Source organism: Fulvimarina uroteuthidis, from assembly GCF_034321785.1.
In the GTDB taxonomy this organism is placed as follows: domain Bacteria; phylum Pseudomonadota; class Alphaproteobacteria; order Rhizobiales; family Rhizobiaceae; genus Fulvimarina; species Fulvimarina uroteuthidis.
In genome coordinates, this window is sequence record NZ_JAXLPB010000001.1 from 293,907 (window position 1) to 314,021 (window position 20,115).

The 20,115-nt window shown below is 64.9% G+C and carries 17 protein-coding genes; 11 read left to right on the forward strand and 6 right to left on the reverse strand.

Annotated features, from left to right (window positions below):
- Positions 1–318: 318 nt before the first annotated feature.
- The 8 genes from pyc (at position 319) to U0C82_RS01360 (ending at position 9,740) form a co-directional block, all read left to right on the forward strand.
- Positions 319–3,777 (forward strand): pyruvate carboxylase, encoded by a 3,459-nt coding sequence (pyc, locus tag U0C82_RS01325; protein ID WP_322185111.1) that lies wholly within the window; start codon positions 319–321, stop codon positions 3,775–3,777.
- A 193-nt stretch (positions 3,778–3,970) separates the two neighbouring features.
- On the forward strand, positions 3,971–4,528 hold the full coding sequence (locus tag U0C82_RS01330) for a sigma-70 family RNA polymerase sigma factor (RefSeq protein WP_322185112.1): 558 nt from the start codon (positions 3,971–3,973) through the stop codon (positions 4,526–4,528).
- Complete coding sequence (locus U0C82_RS01335) at positions 4,525–5,160, forward strand: NrsF family protein (RefSeq protein WP_322185114.1); 636 nt, start codon at positions 4,525–4,527, stop codon at positions 5,158–5,160. The genes U0C82_RS01330 and U0C82_RS01335 overlap by 4 nt, the downstream gene beginning before the upstream one ends.
- A 56-nt stretch (positions 5,161–5,216) precedes the next feature.
- On the forward strand, positions 5,217–5,987 hold the full coding sequence (cobS, locus tag U0C82_RS01340) for an adenosylcobinamide-GDP ribazoletransferase (protein WP_322185116.1): 771 nt from the start codon (positions 5,217–5,219) through the stop codon (positions 5,985–5,987).
- 37 nt (positions 5,988–6,024) lie between these two features.
- The gene (locus U0C82_RS01345) at positions 6,025–7,134 is read left to right on the forward strand and encodes a cobalt-precorrin-5B (C(1))-methyltransferase (protein WP_322185118.1); all 1,110 of its coding nucleotides are present in this window, start codon (positions 6,025–6,027) and stop codon (positions 7,132–7,134) included.
- Entirely contained in the window at positions 7,124–7,900 is a 777-nt protein-coding gene (locus U0C82_RS01350) for a cobalt-precorrin-6A reductase (RefSeq protein WP_322185119.1), read from the forward strand. Before U0C82_RS01345 ends, U0C82_RS01350 begins: the two co-directional genes overlap by 11 nt.
- A gap of 198 nt (positions 7,901–8,098) precedes the next feature.
- Positions 8,099–9,370 carry an amidase gene (locus U0C82_RS01355; RefSeq protein WP_322185121.1) on the forward strand — a complete coding sequence of 424 codons (1,272 nt, stop codon included), beginning with the start codon at positions 8,099–8,101 and terminating at the stop codon, positions 9,368–9,370.
- Between the two features lie 106 nt (positions 9,371–9,476).
- Positions 9,477–9,740: a hypothetical protein gene (locus U0C82_RS01360; RefSeq protein WP_322185122.1), complete on the forward strand. Its 264-nt coding sequence runs from the start codon at positions 9,477–9,479 to the stop codon at positions 9,738–9,740.
- A gap of 93 nt (positions 9,741–9,833) precedes the next feature.
- Here U0C82_RS01360 and U0C82_RS01365 read toward each other — a convergent pair whose 3' ends face one another.
- The 5 genes from U0C82_RS01365 to U0C82_RS01385 all read right to left on the reverse strand — a co-directional run bounded on the left by U0C82_RS01365 (position 9,834) and on the right by U0C82_RS01385 (position 16,051).
- Complete coding sequence (locus tag U0C82_RS01365; protein WP_322185124.1) at positions 9,834–11,036, reverse strand: AI-2E family transporter; 1,203 nt, start codon at positions 11,034–11,036, stop codon at positions 9,834–9,836.
- A gap of 308 nt (positions 11,037–11,344) precedes the next feature.
- A complete protein-coding gene (locus U0C82_RS01370; RefSeq protein ID WP_416186615.1) occupies positions 11,345–12,061 on the reverse strand; it encodes an amino acid ABC transporter ATP-binding protein in 717 nt (238 codons plus the stop codon).
- Positions 12,062–12,146: 85 nt separating this feature from the next.
- On the reverse strand, positions 12,147–13,640 hold the full coding sequence (locus tag U0C82_RS01375) for an amino acid ABC transporter permease (protein ID WP_322185128.1): 1,494 nt from the start codon (positions 13,638–13,640) through the stop codon (positions 12,147–12,149).
- 12 nt (positions 13,641–13,652) lie between these two features.
- Positions 13,653–14,855 (reverse strand): amino acid ABC transporter permease, encoded by a 1,203-nt coding sequence (locus U0C82_RS01380; RefSeq protein ID WP_322185130.1) that lies wholly within the window; start codon positions 14,853–14,855, stop codon positions 13,653–13,655.
- Positions 14,856–15,031: 176 nt separating this feature from the next.
- On the reverse strand, positions 15,032–16,051 hold the full coding sequence (locus U0C82_RS01385; protein ID WP_322185132.1) for an amino acid ABC transporter substrate-binding protein: 1,020 nt from the start codon (positions 16,049–16,051) through the stop codon (positions 15,032–15,034).
- A 245-nt stretch (positions 16,052–16,296) separates the two neighbouring features.
- Here U0C82_RS01385 and metC point away from each other — a divergent pair, with 245 nt between their 5' ends.
- Positions 16,297–17,475 carry a cystathionine beta-lyase gene (metC, locus tag U0C82_RS01390; RefSeq protein WP_322185134.1) on the forward strand — a complete coding sequence of 393 codons (1,179 nt, stop codon included), beginning with the start codon at positions 16,297–16,299 and terminating at the stop codon, positions 17,473–17,475.
- A gap of 76 nt (positions 17,476–17,551) precedes the next feature.
- Here metC and U0C82_RS01395 read toward each other — a convergent pair whose 3' ends face one another.
- The gene (locus U0C82_RS01395) at positions 17,552–18,253 is read right to left on the reverse strand and encodes a pyridoxamine 5'-phosphate oxidase family protein (RefSeq protein WP_322185136.1); all 702 of its coding nucleotides are present in this window, start codon (positions 18,251–18,253) and stop codon (positions 17,552–17,554) included.
- Positions 18,254–18,674: 421 nt separating this feature from the next.
- Between U0C82_RS01395 and U0C82_RS01400 the strand changes: the two genes are divergently transcribed.
- Both U0C82_RS01400 and U0C82_RS01405 read left to right on the forward strand, forming a co-directional pair.
- Positions 18,675–19,703, forward strand: coding sequence for an SOUL family heme-binding protein (locus U0C82_RS01400; protein WP_322185138.1), 1,029 nt, complete (start codon positions 18,675–18,677; stop codon positions 19,701–19,703).
- A 53-nt stretch (positions 19,704–19,756) separates the two neighbouring features.
- Entirely contained in the window at positions 19,757–19,990 is a 234-nt protein-coding gene (locus tag U0C82_RS01405; protein WP_322185140.1) for a hypothetical protein, read from the forward strand.
- Positions 19,991–20,115: the final 125 nt, after the last annotated feature.

Consider the following 20,115-nt stretch of genomic DNA (forward strand, 5'->3'; position numbering starts at 1 on the left):
CGGCGCGGCTTGATTCGTTTCTGGCGCGCAGGAACCCGAAGTGCAATTCACAGGAACCATGAAAACGTGTGCCGGCAAGCCTTTGCGATCGGCCGTTGCAGGCAGGGCACAATGGCGGCCCGGCGCTTGCCGTCCCGTCCGCCGTCGCGACGGGTCCCGAAAGCCGTTGACGAAATCTCGCGCATGTCCAATTAATCGGCAGGCTACCTTCGCACTTGCGAATGAGCGGCGTCGGCAGCCATAAGACACCTGCCTGAGTGGTGGTCCGCGCGCGACTAGACGCCCCGCCTACCACGAGCCCTTCAAGGAGCCCACAGCGTGTCGATCCGTAAAATTCTCGTCGCCAACCGATCCGAAATCGCCATTCGCGTGTTTCGCGCAGCCAACGAGCTGGGCATCAAGACCGTCGCGATCTGGGCCGAGGAGGACAAGCTGGCGCTCCACCGTTTCAAGGCGGACGAGAGCTATCAGATCGGACGCGGGCCGCATCTTCCGAAGGATCTCGGCCCGGTCGAGAGCTATCTGTCGATCGAGGAGGTGATTCGCGTCGCCCGGCTCGCGGAAGTCGACGCGATCCATCCGGGCTACGGGCTGTTATCCGAAAGCCCCGAATTCGCCGATGCCTGCGAGGAGAACGGCTTCATCTTCATCGGCCCCTCGGGCGATACGATGCGCAAGCTCGGCAACAAGGTCGCCGCGCGCAATCTGGCGATGGAGGTCGGCGTTCCCGTCGTTCCCGCCACCAAGCCCTTGCCGGCCGACATGGCCGAGGTGCGCCAGATGGCCGACGAGGTCGGATATCCCTTGATGCTGAAAGCCTCCTGGGGCGGCGGCGGACGCGGCATGCGGGTCATCCGTTCCGAGGGCGAACTGGAAAAGGGCGTCATCGAGGGCAAGCGCGAGGCCAGGGCCGCGTTCGGCAAGGACGAGGTCTATCTCGAAAAGCTCGTCGAGAAGGCCCGCCATGTCGAGGTGCAGATCCTCGGCGACAAGCACGGCACCGTGGTCGATCTCTTCGAGCGCGACTGCTCCATCCAGCGCCGCAACCAGAAGGTCGTCGAGCGTGCGCCCGCCCCCTATCTCAACGACGAGAAGCGCAGGGAACTGAGCGCCTACGCCCGTAGGCTCGCCGATGCGACGAACTATGTCGGCGCCGGCACCATCGAGTTCCTGATGGATGCCGAGACCGGGGACTTCTACTTCATCGAGGTCAATCCCCGTATCCAGGTCGAGCACACGGTTACCGAGGAGGTGACCGGCATCGACATCGTCAAGGCGCAGATCCACATTCTCGACGGCGAGAAGATCGGCGACCCGGCCTCCGGCGTTCCGAGGCAGGAGGACATCAAGCTCAACGGCCACGCCCTCCAGTGCCGGATCACGACGGAAGATCCCGAACAGGACTTCATTCCCGACTATGGACGCATCACCGCCTATCGCGGCGCGACGGGCTTCGGCATCCGGCTGGATGGCGGCACGGCCTATTCCGGCGCGGTGATCACGCGCTTCTACGATCCGCTGCTGGAAAAGGTGACGGCCTGGGCGCCGTCGGCGGAAGAGGCGATCAAGCGCATGAACCGGGCGCTGCGCGAGTTCCGCATCCGCGGCGTGGCGACCAACCTCACCTTCCTCGAAGCGATCATCGATCATCCGAAATTCCAGGACAACAGCTACACGACGAAGTTCATCGACGAGACCAAGGAGCTGTTCCAGCAGACCAAGCGCCGCGACCGCGCGACCAAGCTTCTCACCTATCTCGCCGACGTCACGGTGAACGGCCACCCGGAAACCAAGAACCGCCCGCGCCCGTCCGCGGATCATGCGGCCCCCGTGGTTCCCCGCTTCGATGCGCCGATCGTCGACGGCACCCGCCAGACGTTCGAGGAGCTGGGGGCGCAGGGCTTCGCCGACTGGCTTCGCGCGCAGAAGCAGGTCTTCATGACCGACACGACCATGCGCGACGCGCACCAGTCGCTGCTCGCCACGCGCATGCGCACCCACGATATCGTCGCGATCGCAGACTCCTATGCACGCGGGCTGCCGAACCTGTTCTCCCTGGAATGCTGGGGCGGCGCAACGTTCGACGTGTCCATGCGCTTCCTCACCGAGGACCCGTGGGAGCGCCTGGCCCAGGTGCGGGAAAAGGCGCCGAACATCCTTCTGCAAATGCTGCTTCGCGGCTCGAACGGCGTCGGCTACACCAACTATCCGGACAATGTCGTGCGCCGCTTCGTCGCCGAAGCCGCGAAGGGCGGCGTCGACGTCTTCCGCGTGTTCGACTGTCTCAACTGGGTCGAGAACATGCGCGTCTCGATGGATGCGGTGATCGAATCCGGCAAGATCTGCGAGGGCGCGATCTGCTACACGGGCGACATCTTCGATCCCAACCGCGCGAAATACGATCTCAAATATTACGTCGATCTCGCCAACGAGGTGAAGGACGCCGGCGCGCACATTCTGGGCGTCAAGGACATGGCCGGCCTCCTCAAGCCTGCCGCCGCGCGCAAGCTCTTCACAACGCTCAAGGAAGAGGTCGGCCTGCCGATCCACTACCACACCCACGACACGTCCGGCATCGCGTCGGCGACGGTCCTGGCCGCCATCGAATCCGGTGTCGACGTGGTCGACGCGGCGATGGACTCCCTGTCGGGCAACACCTCGCAGCCCTGCATCGGCTCCATCGTCGAGGCGCTCAAGCATTCCGATCGCGATCCCGGGCTCGATGCCGAATCGATCCGGCGGATCTCGTTCTACTGGGAAGCGGTGCGCAACCAGTACGCCGCATTCGAAAGCGATCTGAAGGGCCCGGCCTCGGAGGTCTATCTCCACGAGATGCCGGGCGGCCAGTTCACCAACCTGAAGGAGCAGGCGCGCGGCCTCGGCCTCGAAACCCGCTGGCACGAGGTCGCCCAGACCTATGCCGACGTGAACCAGATGTTCGGCGACATCGTGAAGGTCACCCCCTCCTCCAAGGTGGTCGGCGACATGGCGCTGATGATGGTCAGCCAGGATCTCGACGTCTCGGACGTGATGTCGGGAAAGGACATCTCCTTCCCCGATTCCGTCGTCGCCATGATGCGCGGCGATCTCGGACAGCCGCCGCAGGGCTGGCCGAAGGAGTTCCAGAAGAAGGTGCTGAAGGGCGAGAAACCCTCGACCGCGCGTCCCGGATCGCTCCTGAAGGACGCCGATCTCGCCGAAGAGCAGAAGACCATCGAGGACAAGCTCGGCCGCGACGTCAGCGCCCAGGAGTTCGCCTCCTATCTGATGTATCCGAAGGTCTTCACCGAGTTCGCCAAGACCATCGAGAATTACGGTCCGGTCTCCATGCTGCCGACGCCGTCCTATTTCTACGGCATCGAGCAGGACGAGGAGATCCTCGTCGATCTGGAGCGGGGCAAGACGCTGGTCATCCGCTGCCTCGGCTTCGGCGAGACGGACGAGAAGGGCAACCGCACGGTGTTCTTCGAGCTGAACGGCCAGCCGCGCCGCGTCAAGGTGCCGGACCGGGCGCATGGCGCGACGGGCGGCGCCGCGCGGCCGAAGGCGGATGCGGCGAACGAGAACCATGTCGGCGCGCCGATGCCCGGCGTCGTCTCGCAGCTCTCCGTCACCAAGGGCCAGAAGGTGAAGGCCGGCGACGTGCTCCTCTCCATCGAGGCCATGAAGATGGAAACGGCGATCCACGCCGAGAAGGACGGCACGATCGAGGAACTGCACGTGACGGCCGGCGCCCAGATCGATGCGAAGGATCTTCTGGTCGTCTACGCGGCCTGAGCACCGCCTCCCGTCCGGCATGAACGAAGAGCGGCGGTCGCAGGGTCGTCGCTCTTTCGTGTTTTTGCGGTCGGTGCCGAATGCTGGCATGATCGCCGGCAGACGGGCCGGCTGTCGACGACAGCCTGTTCCCATGGCGAAATTCCCATCCCAGCGGCGTAACGATGGCCTCCTTCGAGACGAAACCCTTCCTATGAAGCCAGGCACACGTCCGGCGCACGATGATCTCGGCGGCCTTCTCAGAGCCTCGCTGGATGGCGACTCGGCCTGCTACGGCCGCTTCCTCGACCGCGTCGCGAGAATGATGCGGGGCTTCTGCGCACGAAAACTGCCGCCCGGACTGCCGGGCTTCGATGCGGAAGACCTCGTTCAGGAGATATTGATGGCGGTTCACGCCAAGCGGCACACATGGAGGACCGACGAACCGGTGGAGCCCTGGCTCTTTGCGATCGCGCGCTACAAGGCGATCGATGCGTTCCGCAAGCACGGCCGGCGCATCGAGGTCGACATCTCCGACCATTTCGACGCGGCCACGGTCGAGCCGGACATGTCGGGTCTCGTCGCCGCCGACGTCAGGCGGGCCGTCGGCGGCCTCGACGGGCGCACGCGCGAGGTCGTGACGGCGATCTCGATCGACGGCCACAGCATCGACGAAACCGCGGAGCGGCTGAACATCAGCCCGGGCGCCGTCCGCGTTGCCTTTCACCGCGGCCTCAAGGCCTTGTCGGAACGCCGGGGATCCAGCGAATGAACACCGAACAGCTCATCGAACGCCTGCAGCGAGAGGCGAGCGCCGCGCCCGCGCCGCGCGTGGCCGACTGGTGGCTGGTCACGCTCTGCGCCGTATCGGCCGCGGGTCTGGCTCTGCTGACGACGCTCGGCGTGCGCCCGGATTTCGAGCGCGCGATCCAGACCATGCGCTTCGACTACAAGTTCGTGATCACCGCCGCCCTTGCCGCATGCGCCCTGTTCGCGGTGCGCGAACTCGCGCGCCCGACAGGCCGCAGGCGCTCCCTCGCAGTCATTCTCGCACCCCTCATGCTCCTCGCCTGCGCGGTTCTGGTCGAGATGGCGGTGACGCCCGCAGGGCTGTGGGCGGAACGCGCCATCGGCCGGAACGCGGCGGCCTGCATGACCTTCATCCCGCTGGTCGGCATCGTGCCGCTCGCTCTGTTCCTGCACGCCTCGCGCGAGCGGGCGCCGGCCTATCCGATGCTTCAGGGCGGGCTCTGCGGCCTTGCCGCCGCCTCCGTCGCGGCCTTCTTCTATGCCGCGCACTGCACCAACGATTCGCCGCTCTTCGTCGCCCTGTGGTATTCGCTGGCGAGCGGCATTCTGGTGGCGGCGGGCGCGCTTATCGGCCGGCGGCTTCTGCGCTGGTAGGCGCCTGCGGCCATCGGGCGCCTGCACCCTTTTCCGATGGCTGCCACGGACGACGCATGATGACCCCGCTCAAGAGCACCTTGCGATCGCTGGCCTTCCTGACGCGGTTTCCGCCCGTGGACGGCGCCTTTCGCGGCGGCGACCATCCGCTCGGCGAAGACGTGCCGGCGTTTCCGCTCGCGGGGCTCGTCGCCGCCCTGCCATCGGCCATTCTTCTTCTCACCCTTCCCGAGCTCGGCATTTCCGCCCTGCTCGCCGCGGTGCTTTCGGTCGCCCTGTCCGTCTGGGTCACCGGCGCCCTGCACGAGGACGGGCTCGGCGACGTCGCGGACGGGCTGTTCGGTCACCTGCCGCCGGAGCGTGCGCTGACCGTGATGAAGGACAGCCGTGTCGGCAGCTACGGCGCGCTCGCGCTGATCCTTTCGGTTGTCGCCCGCATCGCCCTCCTTGCCGAACTCGTCACCCATTCGCCGGTTGCCGCCGCCCTCGCCCTTCTCGGCGCTGCCGCCTACAGCCGCGGCCTGATGGCCCTTCTCTGGGCAAGCCTCCCGTCGGCCGACATTGGCGGCCTCGCCGACAGGGTCGGCCGCCCGACCCGGCGCGCCGGGTGGATTTCGGCAGCCCTCGGCGGCTTGATCTTCGCAGCGTCCGCCGCGATCGGGTTCGGATGGGGCGCCATGCTGCTCGGGCTCGCCTTTGCCCTTCTCAAGTTCCTCGGATTCCGGCGCTGGCTGAAGCGCCGGCTCGGCGGACAGACCGGCGACACGCTCGGAGCCGTCCAGCAACTCACCGAGATGGCCGCGCTTTTCGGCCTCTGCCTGGCATGACGTTTTCGCGGAAGCCGCGAGCGCGTATAAGCGTTGCATGAGCGAAACGATCGGCCATGAACGGCGGAAGGACGGCGCGACGGGGCTTCGTCGCGGCTGGACGACGGGCGCCTGCGCCACCGCGGCGACCAAGGCCGCCCTTTCCGCCCTGTTGACCGGCAGGTTTCCCGATCCGGTCTCAATCACCCTTCCGAAGGGCGAGACGCCCGCCTTCGCGCTCTGCCATCAGGAAAGAACCGACGCCTATGCTCTGGCCGGGATCATCAAGGATGCCGGCGACGACCCCGACGTCACCCATCTGGCGGAAATCGTCGTCGAAGTCCGGTTTCTGGGGCCCGGCTCCGGCATCGTCTTCAAGGCGGGGGCGGGCGTCGGAATGGTGACCCGGGAGGGCCTGCCGATTCCGCCGGGCGAGCCGGCGATCAATCCCGTTCCCCGCCAGATGATGCGGGACGTCGCAACGGAGCTATGCGCAGAGCACGCTCGCGCGGCCGATGTCGAGATCACCGTCTCGATCCCCGGCGGCGACCGCCTTGCCGAAAAGACCTGGAACCCCCGCCTCGGGATCGTCGGCGGCCTGTCGATCCTCGGCACGACGGGCATCGTCCATCCGTTCTCCTGCGCCTCCTGGATACATGCGATCCATCGCGGGGTCGATGTCGCACGGGCGGCCGGCCTCACCCATCTCGTCGGTCCCACCGGTTCGTCGAGCGAGGCGGCCGCGCGCGCGCTCTATCCGCACCTGCCCGAGCTCGCCTTTCTCGACATGGGAGACTTTGCGGGCGGGCTCATCAAATATCTGAGGACGCACCCGGTCGAGCGGCTGACGATCGCCGGCGGGTTCGCCAAGCTGACAAAGCTCGCGCAAGGGGCGATGGATCTTCACTCGGGCCGCAGCCAGGTTGATTTCGCGTTTCTCGCCCACCTCGCCGAAGCGGCGGGCCATGCCGACCTTGCACGGCGCATCGCCGGCGCGAACACCGCGAAGGAAGCGCTCGATCTCGCCGGCGACGACCGCTTCGATCTCGCCGCGCCGATCGCCGAGGCCGCAAGGCGCGAGGCGGTGAAACTCCTGCGCGGCGCGGCGATCGCGGTCGACATCGTCGTGACGGACCGCGCCGGGACGGTGGTCGCCCGTGCCGGCTGACCGGGGAACGCGGCGCCGGATTCTCGTCCTTGGCGGAACAGGCGAGGCGAACGCGCTGGCGGCCAGACTGCAAACCCACATCCCGAACGTCGACATCATCCTCTCGCTTGCCGGCCGCACGCGCCATCCGGTCGTCCCGTCGGGTGATCGCATCCTTTTGCGGACCGGCGGATTCGGCGGCGTCGAGGGGCTTTCGGCCTATCTTGCCGGCGAGCCCTTCGCAGCACTCGTCGACGCGACCCACCCGTTCGCGGTCCAAATCGCGGCGAACGCCGCCGCCGCCGCGGCAAGGACGGGAACCCGCGCTATCAAGCTTTCCCGCCCGCCCTGGACGATCCTGCCCGGCGACCGATGGACTATGGTCGCCGACGAGCCGGAGGCCGCCGCCGCCTTGCCGGACGGCGCAAGACCCTTCATCGCGCTCGGCTCGCAGCATCTTGCCGCCTTCGAACACCGGCGCGACCTGAAGCCCGTCCTGCGCATGATCGAGCCGGCCGCGGTTTCGCGCCCGCCGGCGGCGGAGATCGTCAGGGCGGGCCCCGGCCGATGCGCGAGCGACGAGGCGAGACTGTTTCGGGAGCGGACGATCACCCATCTCGTCTGCCGGAACGCCGGCGGTCCGGCGTCCTATCCCAAGATCGAAGCCGCGCGAACCCTCGGCCTCGAGGTCGTCATGATCGAGCGCCCGGCGACCGCCGGCCCCATTCGGGTGGTGCCGGACGTCGAGGCCGCGATGGCGTGGATCTCCCGGTGCATGATCGCCTGATCGAACAGGCGTCGCGTGCCGCTGTCAATTCGACTGGTCTTCGGCCCGCAGGCCGGATAGGCATGCGGACCTGCAGCATCGGGCGCCGGGATCGCATCGCCCTTTGCGGCCGGCTCATCATCGTCGCGCCGGGGGCCGAGGAACCGGAGGCCACCGTTTCCCGGCGCTGCAGCGACACGCATGTCAGGGAGATTCGTCATGTCATCATCCGTTCTGGACCAACGCCGTCTCGGTGTCCGCGCCATCCTCGAGGCGATCGCCGCCGGATCCATCACGCCGGGGGACGTGATCCGCGAATCGAGGCGGCGGATCGATGCGGGGGACGCCGAGGTGAAGGCGTTCACCCGCCTGTCGCAGGTGGCGGACATGCCGGACCGGGGCCCGCTTGCCGGCATTCCCGTCGGCATCAAGGACATTTTCGACACCGCGGACATGCCGACCGAGATGGGATCGGCGCTCTATCGTGGCCACCAGCCGCGCTTCGACGCGGCGCTTGTCGCGATGGCGCGCGCCAAGGGCGCGGCCGTCATGGGCAAGACCGCGACGACGGAGCTCGCATCCCTCGATCCCGTCGAGACGACCAATCCGTCGGCTCCGGGCCGCACGCCCGGCGGCTCGTCGTCGGGATCGGCGGCATGTGTCGCGGCGGGCTTCTGTGCCGCCGCCTTCGGCTCGCAAACCGGTGCATCGGTCGTTCGCCCCGCCGCCTTTTGCGGCATTGCCGGTTTCAAGCCGAGCTATCGCCTGCTTCCGACGGTCGGCATGAAGACCTTCGCCTGGTCGCTCGATACGGCGGGTCTGTTTGCGGCGAGCGTCGCGGATGTGGCGCTGTTCGCGGACCGCCTCACCGACCGCGCGCTCACCATTCCGGCGGAATTCGACCTGTCCGGCAGGACCATCGGGTTCTATCGCTCGAAAGTCGACGAGACCATCGAACCTTCGATGGCCGGTGCGATCGAAACGGTCCGCCGGTGGCTGGAAGATGCCGGGGTCCGCACCGTCGACGTTGCCGAACCCGGCGCACTGCACGAGGCGCGCCAGAGCCACACGGCGATCCAGGGCTACGAATCGACCCGCGCGCTCATGCACGAGCACCGCGCCGAAGGCGCACGCATGGGGCCCAAACTGAAGGCGATCCTCGACGAGGGTCTCGATGTCACGCCCGAGGCGTACGATATCGCAAGACGCGCCGCGCGCATCGGACGCAAGGCTGCAAACGCCCTGTTCGAGGATGTCGACGCGCTGGTGGCGCCCTCGGCGTTCGGCCCGGCTCCCGAAGGCTTCGGCTCGACCGGCGATCCGACGATCTCGAAACTGTGGACCCTGACCGGCAATCCGGTGGTCAACGTTCCGGGGCTCGCAACGGACGCCGGATGGCCGCTCGGCGTGTCGGTGATCGCGCGGTTCGGTCGCGATTCCCATGCATTGGCGATCGCCGCATCGATCGAGCGCTTGATCGCGAACCGCTGAGGCCGCCCGGACATGATGCGCCGACAAGTTTCGATGTGCATTTGCGAGAAGAGGGAGGCCTGCATTTACAGCGTGTTACGTCGTCAGTTCAGAAAACATCCTCGACATGCTGCAGCGCAACATCGATAAAAGCTTGTTTTGCTTGCTGAAGTCTACCAAGTTCGAGTTTCGGGCGTTTCGTTGCGCGTGCCGCAGACGCTGCGCGATCGAAGCGACCGAAGATCCGGGATCGGAATTGCATTCATGCGAATGGATGCGACGCTTGCCCGAAGGAGGAGAGAGACACATGGAAAACGTGCGTTCAATCGACTTGCTGATGGCGTTCGCCGCTCTGGCTTTCATCGGCGCGATGGTGGCCGGGGTGATCTGAGGACGAAGGTCCCTGCGCCTTCGTCGTCCCACCGACGAGTTTCGAAAACCGGGCTTCGTGCCCGGTTTTTTCGTTTCCGCAAGAAGCCGGAGGCTACTCCTCGTCCTCGGTGCGGATCTCATCCCCGGACAGGAATGCGCCGAACGGGGCAAGCGCGCTGATATAGGTTGCAAACACCTTGATCGTGACCATGAGCGGCACGGCGAGAAACATGCCCATGACGCCCCAGATCCAGCCCCAGAAGGCAACGGACAGGAACACGGCGGCCGCGTTCATCTGCAGGCGTCGCCCGACCACCAGCGGCGTCACGAACTGTCCTTCGATCGTGGTGCACGCCAGATAGATGAGGACCGGCACCGAGGCATCCCCGACACTGCCGAAATCGGCCAGCGCGATCACGCCGACGAGCGCCATTCCGAAGAGGGAGCCGAGATAAGGGATGAAGTTGAGAAGCGTCGCCAGTGCGCCGAACACCACCGGACTGTCCATGCCGACATACCAGAGGCCGACGCCCACGGCGATGCCGAGACCCGTATTGATCAAGGTGATGGTCAGGAAGTAGCGCGAGAGTTCGCGTTCGATGTCGTGGGCGATGTGCAGCGCCCGCTTCTTGTCCGACAAGGTCGGCATCAGGCGCACGAGCTTGGAGTAGAACATGTCGCCGGAGGCGAGGAGGAAGAACAGGAAGACGAGGGAAAACAGGATCGAGGCGAGAAGCGTCGGCAGTTCGTTGGTGGCGCTGTCGATGAGCCCCGGATTCTGAACCACCACCTCCTGCGGGCCGTCCTCGGGCGCGGGCCGCGTGAACGGTGACGGCGGCAACGCATCGGCGGCATTCTCGCCCTCGCCCGCCTCCGCATCCTCGCCGACGCTCTCGCCGGCCTCCTGCAACCGCTGGAAGCGCGCCTGGATGCTGCGGATCTCCCGGTCGACGGCCGTCACATAGGTCGGCGCATTGGTGATGATGTTAGCGATCGGATTGCTCAGCATGTAAAAGCCGAACGTCATCACCATCAGCGATCCGATGACGAGGATGAAGGCGGATACCGGCTCCCAGATCCGCAACCGACGTCGCAGAAACCGGACGATCGGGCTCATGATGAGCGCGAAGAGCAGCGCGACGATCACCGGCAGGACGAAGCTCGCCGTCAGGTAGAGAGCGCCGAAGAGCAGGATGAAGAAGATGCCGATGACGGCCCATCTCGGACCCACCTCGACTGTCTGTTTCGCTACGAGACCGATCGCGGTCGCAGTATTCGGGCCATTGCGCGACGGCTTCACTTCTTCGTCTGACAAGATTTTTGCCTTAAGGCGTGAGCAAGCCACGCGTCTGTAATGTCCCACCGAGCTAACGCAAAAGGGGTTTGGTCGTTCCGGCGCCGATCGCCCAAATAAACGCCCCAACCGCACCTTGCCGCGAAAGTCCCGTTCGCGCCGGCTTCAACACCGCAAAACCGACGCGAACCAAGGGTTCTGCGGGCCTGAAAGGGGAGCTTGTCCCGGCAGCCGACCAGGACCGACATTCGCGCTTGTCCGGCTTTGCAGGCCCGGCCGGACGGCTCGGCTGCGCAGGACAGGCGAAGAACGAGCCCGGCGCCGGCGCGCTAGTGCAGGATCTGCGACAGGAAGAGCTTGGTGCGCTCATGCTGCGGATTGTCGAAGAACGCCTTCGGTTCGTTCTGCTCGACGATCTGCCCGCGATCCATGAAGATCACCCGGTTCGCGACCTGGCGCGCAAAGCCCATCTCGTGCGTGACGCACAGCATGGTCATGCCCTCTTCCGCAAGGCCGACCATGACGTCGAGCACTTCCTTGATCATCTCGGGATCGAGCGCCGAGGTCGGCTCGTCGAACAGCATGATGCGCGGGCTCATGCAGAGCGAGCGCGCAATGGCGACGCGCTGCTGCTGGCCGCCCGAGAGCTGGCCGGGATATTTGTGCGCCTGTTCGGGAATCTTGACACGCTCGAGATAGTGCATCGCGATCTCGTCGGCCTGCTTCTTGGGCAGCTTGCGAACCCAGATCGGCGCGAGGGTGCAGTTTTCGAGGATGGTGAGATGGGGAAACAGATTGAAGTGCTGGAACACCATGCCGACCTCACGCCGCACCTCGTCGATCTTTTTCAGATCGCCGGTGAGCTCGATGCCGTCGACGATGATCGTGCCCTTCTGGTGTTCCTCGAGCCGGTTGATGCAGCGGATCATGGTGGACTTGCCCGAGCCCGAGGGGCCGCAGATGACGATCCGCTCACCCTTGTGCACGGTGAGGTCGATGTCGCGCAGGACGTGGAACTCGCCATACCATTTGTTGACCCTGTCCATCTCGACCGCGATTTCGTCGGAGATCTGAGGCGTTCCGGACGGCACCGGGGCATTGCGTTCTGTGTTCGACATGACTGTCGCGTCCTTATCGTTTGTGTCCGGTGTCGAGACGGCGTTCGACGAAGATCGAGTAGCGGGACATGCCGAAGCAGAAGACCCAATAGACGAAAGCCGCAAAGAGAAGCCCGGTGGCGGGCGTCGACGGGGCGATCCAGGTCGGATCGGCAAAGCCGCGCTTGACCGTTCCGAGCAGATCGGCAAGGCCGATGATGTAGACGAGCGAGGTATCCTTGAAGAGCCCGATGAAGGTGTTGACGATGCCGGGGATCACGATCTTCAGCGCCTGCGGAAGAATGATCAGCCGCATCTTCTGCCAGTAGCTCAGCGCCATCGCGTCGGCGCCCTCGTACTGACCCTTGGGTATCGCCTGGAGACCGCCGCGGATCACCTCGGCCATGTAGGCGGAGGCGAAGATCGCGACACCCACCACCGCGCGCAGGAGGGAGTTGAAGTTGACCCCTTCCGGCATGAACAGCGGCAGCATGAACGTCGCCATGAAGAGCACGGTGATGAGCGGAACGCCACGCCAGAACTCGATGAAGATGACGCAGAAGAGCCGGACGGCCGGCATGTCCGATTGGCGGCCGAGCGCCAGGAGGATGCCGAACGGCAGGGACGCCGCGATGCCGGACAAGGCCACGACGAGCGTCAGCATCAGGCCGCCCCAACGGTTGGTCGGAACGTGGAGGAGGTCGAAGTCGGCGGTCATGGCGAAGATGAAGAGGACGGCCACCAGGCCCGGCACCACCATGCTTCTGACGCTGGTCTGCTTCGAATTGATGCCGACGAACGCGCAGAGGGCGATCGAGCAAAGGGCGCAGAGCGACGAGGCGAACGTCAGATAGCTGAATGGGAAACCGGCAAGTTCGAGCGAGCCAAGATCGAGCACGATCGCCGCGAGCATCAGGACGAGGGCGGCGCCGATCAGCCAGATCGCGATCCGCATGTCGGGTCGCGAAAAGCTGATGCGCGGCACCGAACCGGCGGCGCTCAGGGTCGCGAGAGCGGCAAGGACGAAGACGAGGGCGATCGCGCCACCGGCCATGTCGAACTCGCCGCCGGTGAGGAGCACCAGCGTGACGACCGGAAAGACCGCGAACAGGAGGATCGCGTTGGTTTTCTTGTAGGGAATCTTCGGGATCAGGAGGCCGGCAGCGAGGACCGCCAGGAGCACGAACAGCGTGTCGACGCGCCATCGCTGGCCCTCGGGATAGGTGCCGTAGATGAACTGGCCGAGCTTGGCCTCGACGAACGCCCAGCAGGCGCCGGCGTGCCCCCCGCCTTCGACGAGACAGGCTTCGCGGTTCTCCCCCGTGAACACGGCGTCCAGCCAGACGAAATTGAAGAGCTTCCACACCGCCCAGACGAGAAAGGTGCCGCTGACGAGGGTCAGGATGGCGTCGATCGGCGTGGCGAAGAGGTTCTTGCGGATGGTGGCGAGCGGGCCGCTTTCGTTCTTCGGCGCCGGGCGCTGCGGCAGATCCTCGGTCGAGACGAAGGCGCTGGAATGATCGTTCATGGGGTCTCGTTCCTAACGCTCGGCCAAGGCCATTTTCGAATTGAACCAGTTCATGAAGATCGACACCGCGATCGAGATTGCGAGATAGATGCCCATGCAGATGACGATGATCTCGATCGACTGGCCCGACTGGTTGAGAACGGTCGTTCCGATCGCGAACAGTTCGGGATATCCGATCGCAAGGCCCAGCGAGGAATTCTTGATGAGGTTCAGATATTGGCTGGTGAGCGGCGGGATGATGACCCGGAACGCCTGCGGCACGACGACGAGCCGAAGCGTCATGCTGCGGCGCAGGCCGAGTGCGGACGCCGCCTCCGTCTGCCCCTTCGAGACCGAAAGGATGCCCGCGCGCACGATCTCGGCGATGAACGCGGCCGTGTAGAGCGAGAGGGCGAGGAACAGCGCGACGAATTCGGGCTTGATCTGGAAACCGCCCTGCAGGTTGAAGCGGGAGGGAACCGGGACATCGATCGTCGCCGGCAGTCCCGTCACGACGAAGGCGAGGATCGGCAGGCCGATGACGAGGCCGAGGACCGGCCACAGGATCGATTTTCGCTCGCCGGTCTTGAGCTGCATCCTGGTGTTGCGGCGCGCCAGGAGAATGGCGGCGACGATACCGGCCGCGAAGACCGCGACCGAAACCCAGGCCAGCGCCTCGAATATCGGGCTCGGCGTCTGAAGGCCGCGATTGGTAATGTAGAATCCGAACGGATTCTCGGCGATCCCGCGCGGTCCGCCGAGAACGGACAGGACGCCGAAATACCAGAACAGGATGACGAGAAGCGGCGGAATGTTGCGGAAGATCTCGACATAGACCGTCGAGAGAAGCCGCACGAGGAAGTTCTGCGACAGCCGGCCGACGCCGACGATGAAACCGACGATCGTGGCGAACACGATCCCCGCTCCGGCGACGATCAGCGTGTTCACCAACCCGACGAGCAGAGCCTGCCCGTAGGTCGATGAACTGGTGTACGGGATCGCCGACTGGCCGATGTCGAAGCCTGCGCGATTGTCGAGAAAATCGAATCCGGAGGCGATATTGGCCTGCTCCAGATTGCGCGACGTGTTCAGCACGAGCCACCAGACGAACAGGCCGAGGGCGATGAGCAACACTGCCTGGATCGCGATCGATCGGTACAGCGGGTTGTTCAAGATTCCGGAAGACGATGAGGCGTGGGCACGCGCGCTCCCGTGCGTCTCGATGTCGGCCGCCATTCATACCTCTTTGGGTGGAGGCGCGTGCCGTGCGAACGGACGGTACGGCGTGGCGCCTCGGGGCTTCTTGTCATTCTGGCTTCTGTCAGGAAGCGGGACCGGCATCGTTGGCCGTTCCCGGAAGGGTCGAACGCGGACATGGCCGAACCACGCCCGCGCTCCTGAGACGATGCCGTTCAGCGAACCGGCATGCCGTACTGAAGGCCGCCATCGGTCCAGAGCGCGTTCTGGCCACGCTGGATCTTCAGCGGCGTATCGACGCCGATATTGCGCTCGAAGATCTCGCCGTAATTGCCGACGGCGGCGATGATCTGGGCGGCCCAATCCTGCGGCAGGCCGAGCGTCTCGCCGAAATTGCCGTCCTGGCCGAGAAGACGGCGAATATCCGGATTGTCGGAGTTCTTCATCTCTTCGACATTGGCCTGGGTGATGCCGAACTCTTCGGCATTCAGCAGCGCGTAGTGCGTCCAGCGGACGATATCGGCCCACTGGGCGTCGCCTTGGCGCACGGCGGGTCCGAGCGGCTCCTTGGAGATGATCTCGGGCAGGATGGTGTGGTTGTCCGGCGTGCCCATTTCCAGCCGCGAGGCCGCAAGGCCCGACGCATCGGTCGTCAGCACGTCGCAGCGGCCCGAATCATAAGCCGAGTTCACGTCGGACTGGGATTCGATGACGACGGGATTGTAATCCATGCCGTTGGCTTCGAAATAGTCGGCGAGATTCAGTTCGGTCGTCGTGCCGGACTGGACGCAGACGGTCGCGCCCGAAAGCTCCAGCGCGGAATTCACGCCGAGCTCGTTCTTCACCATGAAGCCCTGGCCGTCATAATAGTTGACGCCCGCAAAATCGAGACCGAGCGACGTGTCGCGGTCCATCGTCCAGGTCGTGTTGCGCGCCAGGATATCGACCTCGTTGTTCTGCAGCGCGGGAAAGCGCTGAACCGCGGAGAGCGGCGAGTAGGTCACTTTCGACGGATCTCCGAGCACCGCGGCGGCGACCGCCTTGCAATAGTCGACGTCGAGACCCTGCCATTCGCCCTGATCGTTCTGGGACGCAAAGCCGGGCAGACCCGTGTTCACGCCGCATCGGAGCATCCCGCGTTCCTTTACGGTGTCGGCCGTCTGCGCCAAGGCGCCCGAGGTCGCGAGAGCTGCAACCGATAGGCCGAGGGCTGCGGTCAGAAGTTTGAATGTCATGATGACTTCCCTGTTCGTTCTTCTTTTTGCATCGTCAGGCGATCGATGGAGGATCTAAACGGAGGCGAGCGCCCGGCATGGTCTCTACCGGTCCGGACGGACGCCCGCCTCGCTGCAAGGCCATCGTTCCGGGACATGACATGACAAATATTTGAGCAGGTCAAGCGCCTGCATAAAGTTTCGCGTTGCGCACACGGCGTGATTGGGCTTCAACCCTGCAAGGAGCAGCGAACGGGACTATTTTCGTGAGTGACAAGACCAGACCGGAGCCTGACGAGCGCCGAATCGATACCAGGCTCGTTCATCCCCCCTACGATCCGATGAGCATGCATGGCTTCGTCAATCCGCCGATCGTGCGCGGATCGACCGTCCTGTTCGAATCGACTGCGGCGATGCTCGGCCGCAAGGACCTGAAATACAGCTACGGCCTGGCCGGCACGCCGACGACGACGGTGCTCGAGGACCAGTTGAACGAGCTCGAAGGCTCGTTCGGCACCGCCCTCGTCCCGTCGGGCCTGGCGGCGGTCACCCTGCCCCTCCTGGCCTTCGCGTCCGCAGGCGACCATGTTCTCATCGTCGATTCGGTCTATGCGCCGACCCGCAGCTTCTGCCGGCAGGTTCTGGAGCGGATGAACGTGACGGTCGAATATTACGACCCTTACGTCGGCGCGGGCATCGCCGACCTGATGCGACCGGAAACCTCGATCGTCTTTCTGGAGGCGCCGGGCTCGAACACGTTCGAGATCCAGGACGTGCGCGCGATCTGCGATGCGGCCCATAAAGGCGGCGCGGTGACGATGCTCGACAATACCTGGGCGACACCGGTCTTCTTCCGGCCGCTCGATCACGGCGTCGACCTGTCGATCCACGCGCTCACCAAATATCCCGGCGGCCATTCGGATCTGCTCATGGGATCGGTGTCGGCGAGCGAGCGGACATGGGGCGAGCTTCTGAAGACGCAGACGGCGCTCGGCATCAACGCCACTCCCGACGATATCTCGTTGGTTCTGCGCGGCCTGAAGACGATGGGCATCCGGCTGCGCCACCACGAGAAGGTCGCGCTCGATCTCGCCGGCTGGCTCGAGACCCGAAGCGACGTTCTCTCCGTCCTGCATCCGGCCCTGCCCTCCTTCAAGGACCACGCGGCTTTCAAGCGGCAGTTCACCGGCTCGACCGGCCTCTTCAGCCTCGTTCTCGACTGCGAGCCGGCGGGCGCGAACCGCTTTCTCGACGCGCTGCGGATCTTCGGTCTCGGCTATTCCTGGGGCGGGCACGAAAGCCTCGCCGTTTCGGTCGACCTGTCGGATCGCACGATCGCGAAGGGGCCGGGCCAAGGGGCGCTGATAAGGCTGCAGATCGGGCTCGAGGATATGGAAGATCTGAAGGCCGACCTTGAGCGCGGTTTCGCCGCGATGGCCGGCTGATGTCGGGGCCGGCCGGCGGCAAGCCAGCCTGCCGGCCGCCCGTTCGCACTGTCCGCCGACCCGTCTGGGAAACGGTTCAGGGCGTCAGCCATTCTCCCCGATACGGCGCGTTGCCGGCCTTTCTTCGAAACCGGGCCCGGCGATGGCCTTCGCTTGCCAGATAAAGGATCTCGATCTCGTTGCAGGCAACGAGAACCGCGGCGAAATTGTCCGACCCCGGATCGGATGCGATGTCGCCGTCGAGACCATCCGCCACATCCTGATGCGCGTACCCGTCAGGCTCCGGAATGACCGTTCCAGGGCCCGGTTCGACGCGGTAGCACACCCGGCTGCCCGGCCGCGCGCCGGCGAATGCCGCCGCCGCCCTGTCGTCCGGCCGGTCATCGGCGAGCGTCAGGATCCTGGCGGTCCCGCGCACGCGGACCTGAAGCTTGCGGTCTTGATCGTAGAAGAGCAGCGAGACGGCCTCATGCACACCCAGTTCGACGATCTTTCGCGATCTCAGATCGGTGTGGAAGCGAACTTCGCCCACCGCCGCGTCGACGCCGCGCAACACGACAATGCGCGAACGGGGCGCACCATCCAGCCCTATGGTCGCGACGGAAAATGTCCGGAAACCGTGGTCGCGTTCGTCCACGGCATCTTTCAGCTCTTCAAGCACATTGCGAAGCATACCGCCCAGATCGTCGTACCAATCGGGAGATTCGGCCATGGCTGCGCTCCGTCTGCAAAGGCTTGGATTCCTCTGTCCAGGCCAGATGGCGCAGGCCGCACGCAAGCAAAGACCGCGATCGCGGATTATTCGACACTCCTGCCGTGCACGCGCCGCACCGGATGTTTCGGGCCCATCGCCCGCGTTTCCGCAACCACACCTTGTGCAGGGGAAAGCCGGACCCGAACGGCAAAAAAGAGGCGGCACGAGGGCCGCCTTAGAGTTTTGCTGGAGTATCAGGTTATGGAAGACCTGATGTTCCTCAATGCGCCAACCGGTGCGAAGTTGCGGCGATCTCGGTTATTTTTCGATGAATCACCGCCCTCTTCCGGCCGTTGGTGGCGCAAACACGCGCCCGCATGGAACCGAATCGCCCGCCCCTCGCAACCAAGTCCGCAGGCTCTACGTTGGCGGTATGAGACAGGTCGGGCACGCGCTGCATGGCGCAGCGCGCCCGGGCGTCATTTGGATAATGCAGGAGTTTTTCATGAGCCGCGACCGTTCCCTCATCGACGGATTGTCCGACAGCCTCAATGCGATCGGTGAGCGCTTGTCGGAGCTGGAGCACGATATCGAGACACGGTTCGACCCGCGCCCTTCGCGCACCGAGCGCGCCCGCCGCGCTCTCGTCAGGGCAAACCCGTTTCATCACGAGCCGACCTTCACCGCCCGCTATCTGCCCGATTTCCTGACCGGCTGGAGCGCGCCGACATCGTCCGATGCCAAGCGCCAGATTCGCGCCCTCCGCGATGCGTCGGAGGACGGCTATTCGTCGGCCCGCGGTTCGCTCGCCTCGCTTGCGGCCTCCTTTCCCGATCTGCGCCTGCCCCGCACCACCAGCTTCAAACGCGGCATGGAAAGCCAGCGCGGCATCGACAAGATCCGCGCGGCCGTCCAGAGCCGCGACAAGGAACTGACGGTTCTCCTCGTCGCCGGCGGAGCGGTGGCCGCACTCGGTGCCGCCTACTACATCACGAAGAAGGTCCAGGAACACGCCGAGGAGCCGGGCTACGACGTGGTGCGCGAGGACGACGAGGTCGAGATCCGCGACTATGAATCGATGATCGTCGCCGAGACCGTGAAAAGCGGCTATCACGAGAAGGCACGCCGGGCCGGTTTCGACACCCTTTACGATTACATCGCAGCCAAGAACCGCGGCGGCAAATCGATCAAGATGACGACGCCGGTTCTCCAGCAGCTTTCGGACTCGGACGGCCACACCAAGGGCTGGGCCATTCGCTTCGTCATGCCGAAGAAGCACACGATGGCGAGCCTCCCCGATCCCGCGCAGTCGGACGTGGCGCTGAAGGAGGTGCCGGCGCGCCGTGTCGTCGCGATCCGCTTCAGCGGCAACTTCAACGCGACGCTCGCATCGAAGAAGCTCATGACCCTCTACAACTATCTCGCCGACAACAATCTGAGCCAGAAGGGCGATCCGGAATATGCGTTCTACAATCCGCCGTGGACGCCGGGCTTCATGAAGCGCAACGAGATCCTCATCGAAGTCGAGCGGTGAGAGCGGATCCTCGATCCTCATCCCTTTCGTTTGAACAGACAGGAGGCCGGAGCATGGCCGACAACGACAAGACCCCGCTTCCCAAGGGCGGCGACAAACCCGCCGGGACGATCGATCCCGACATTCTGAGCGAAGACCAGCTGGCGTCGGAACGGATGGGCGACAACGCCTTGCAGGCCAAGGATCAGGAAGCTCGGCACAACGAACGAAAGACGCAGGCCGGCTATACGCGCGAGCCGGACGACGAGACGCTCGACGCGTTTCGCAAAATGGACGACGAAAAGTAATACCAAAGCAACATCGATCCAAACGAAAAGCCCGGCCATGCCGGGCTTTTTATTATCATTTTATGCTTAACCTCGATATCATAACGGGGCGTCCTTTTCCCAAGCCAACCTTGCCTTCCCGCCGG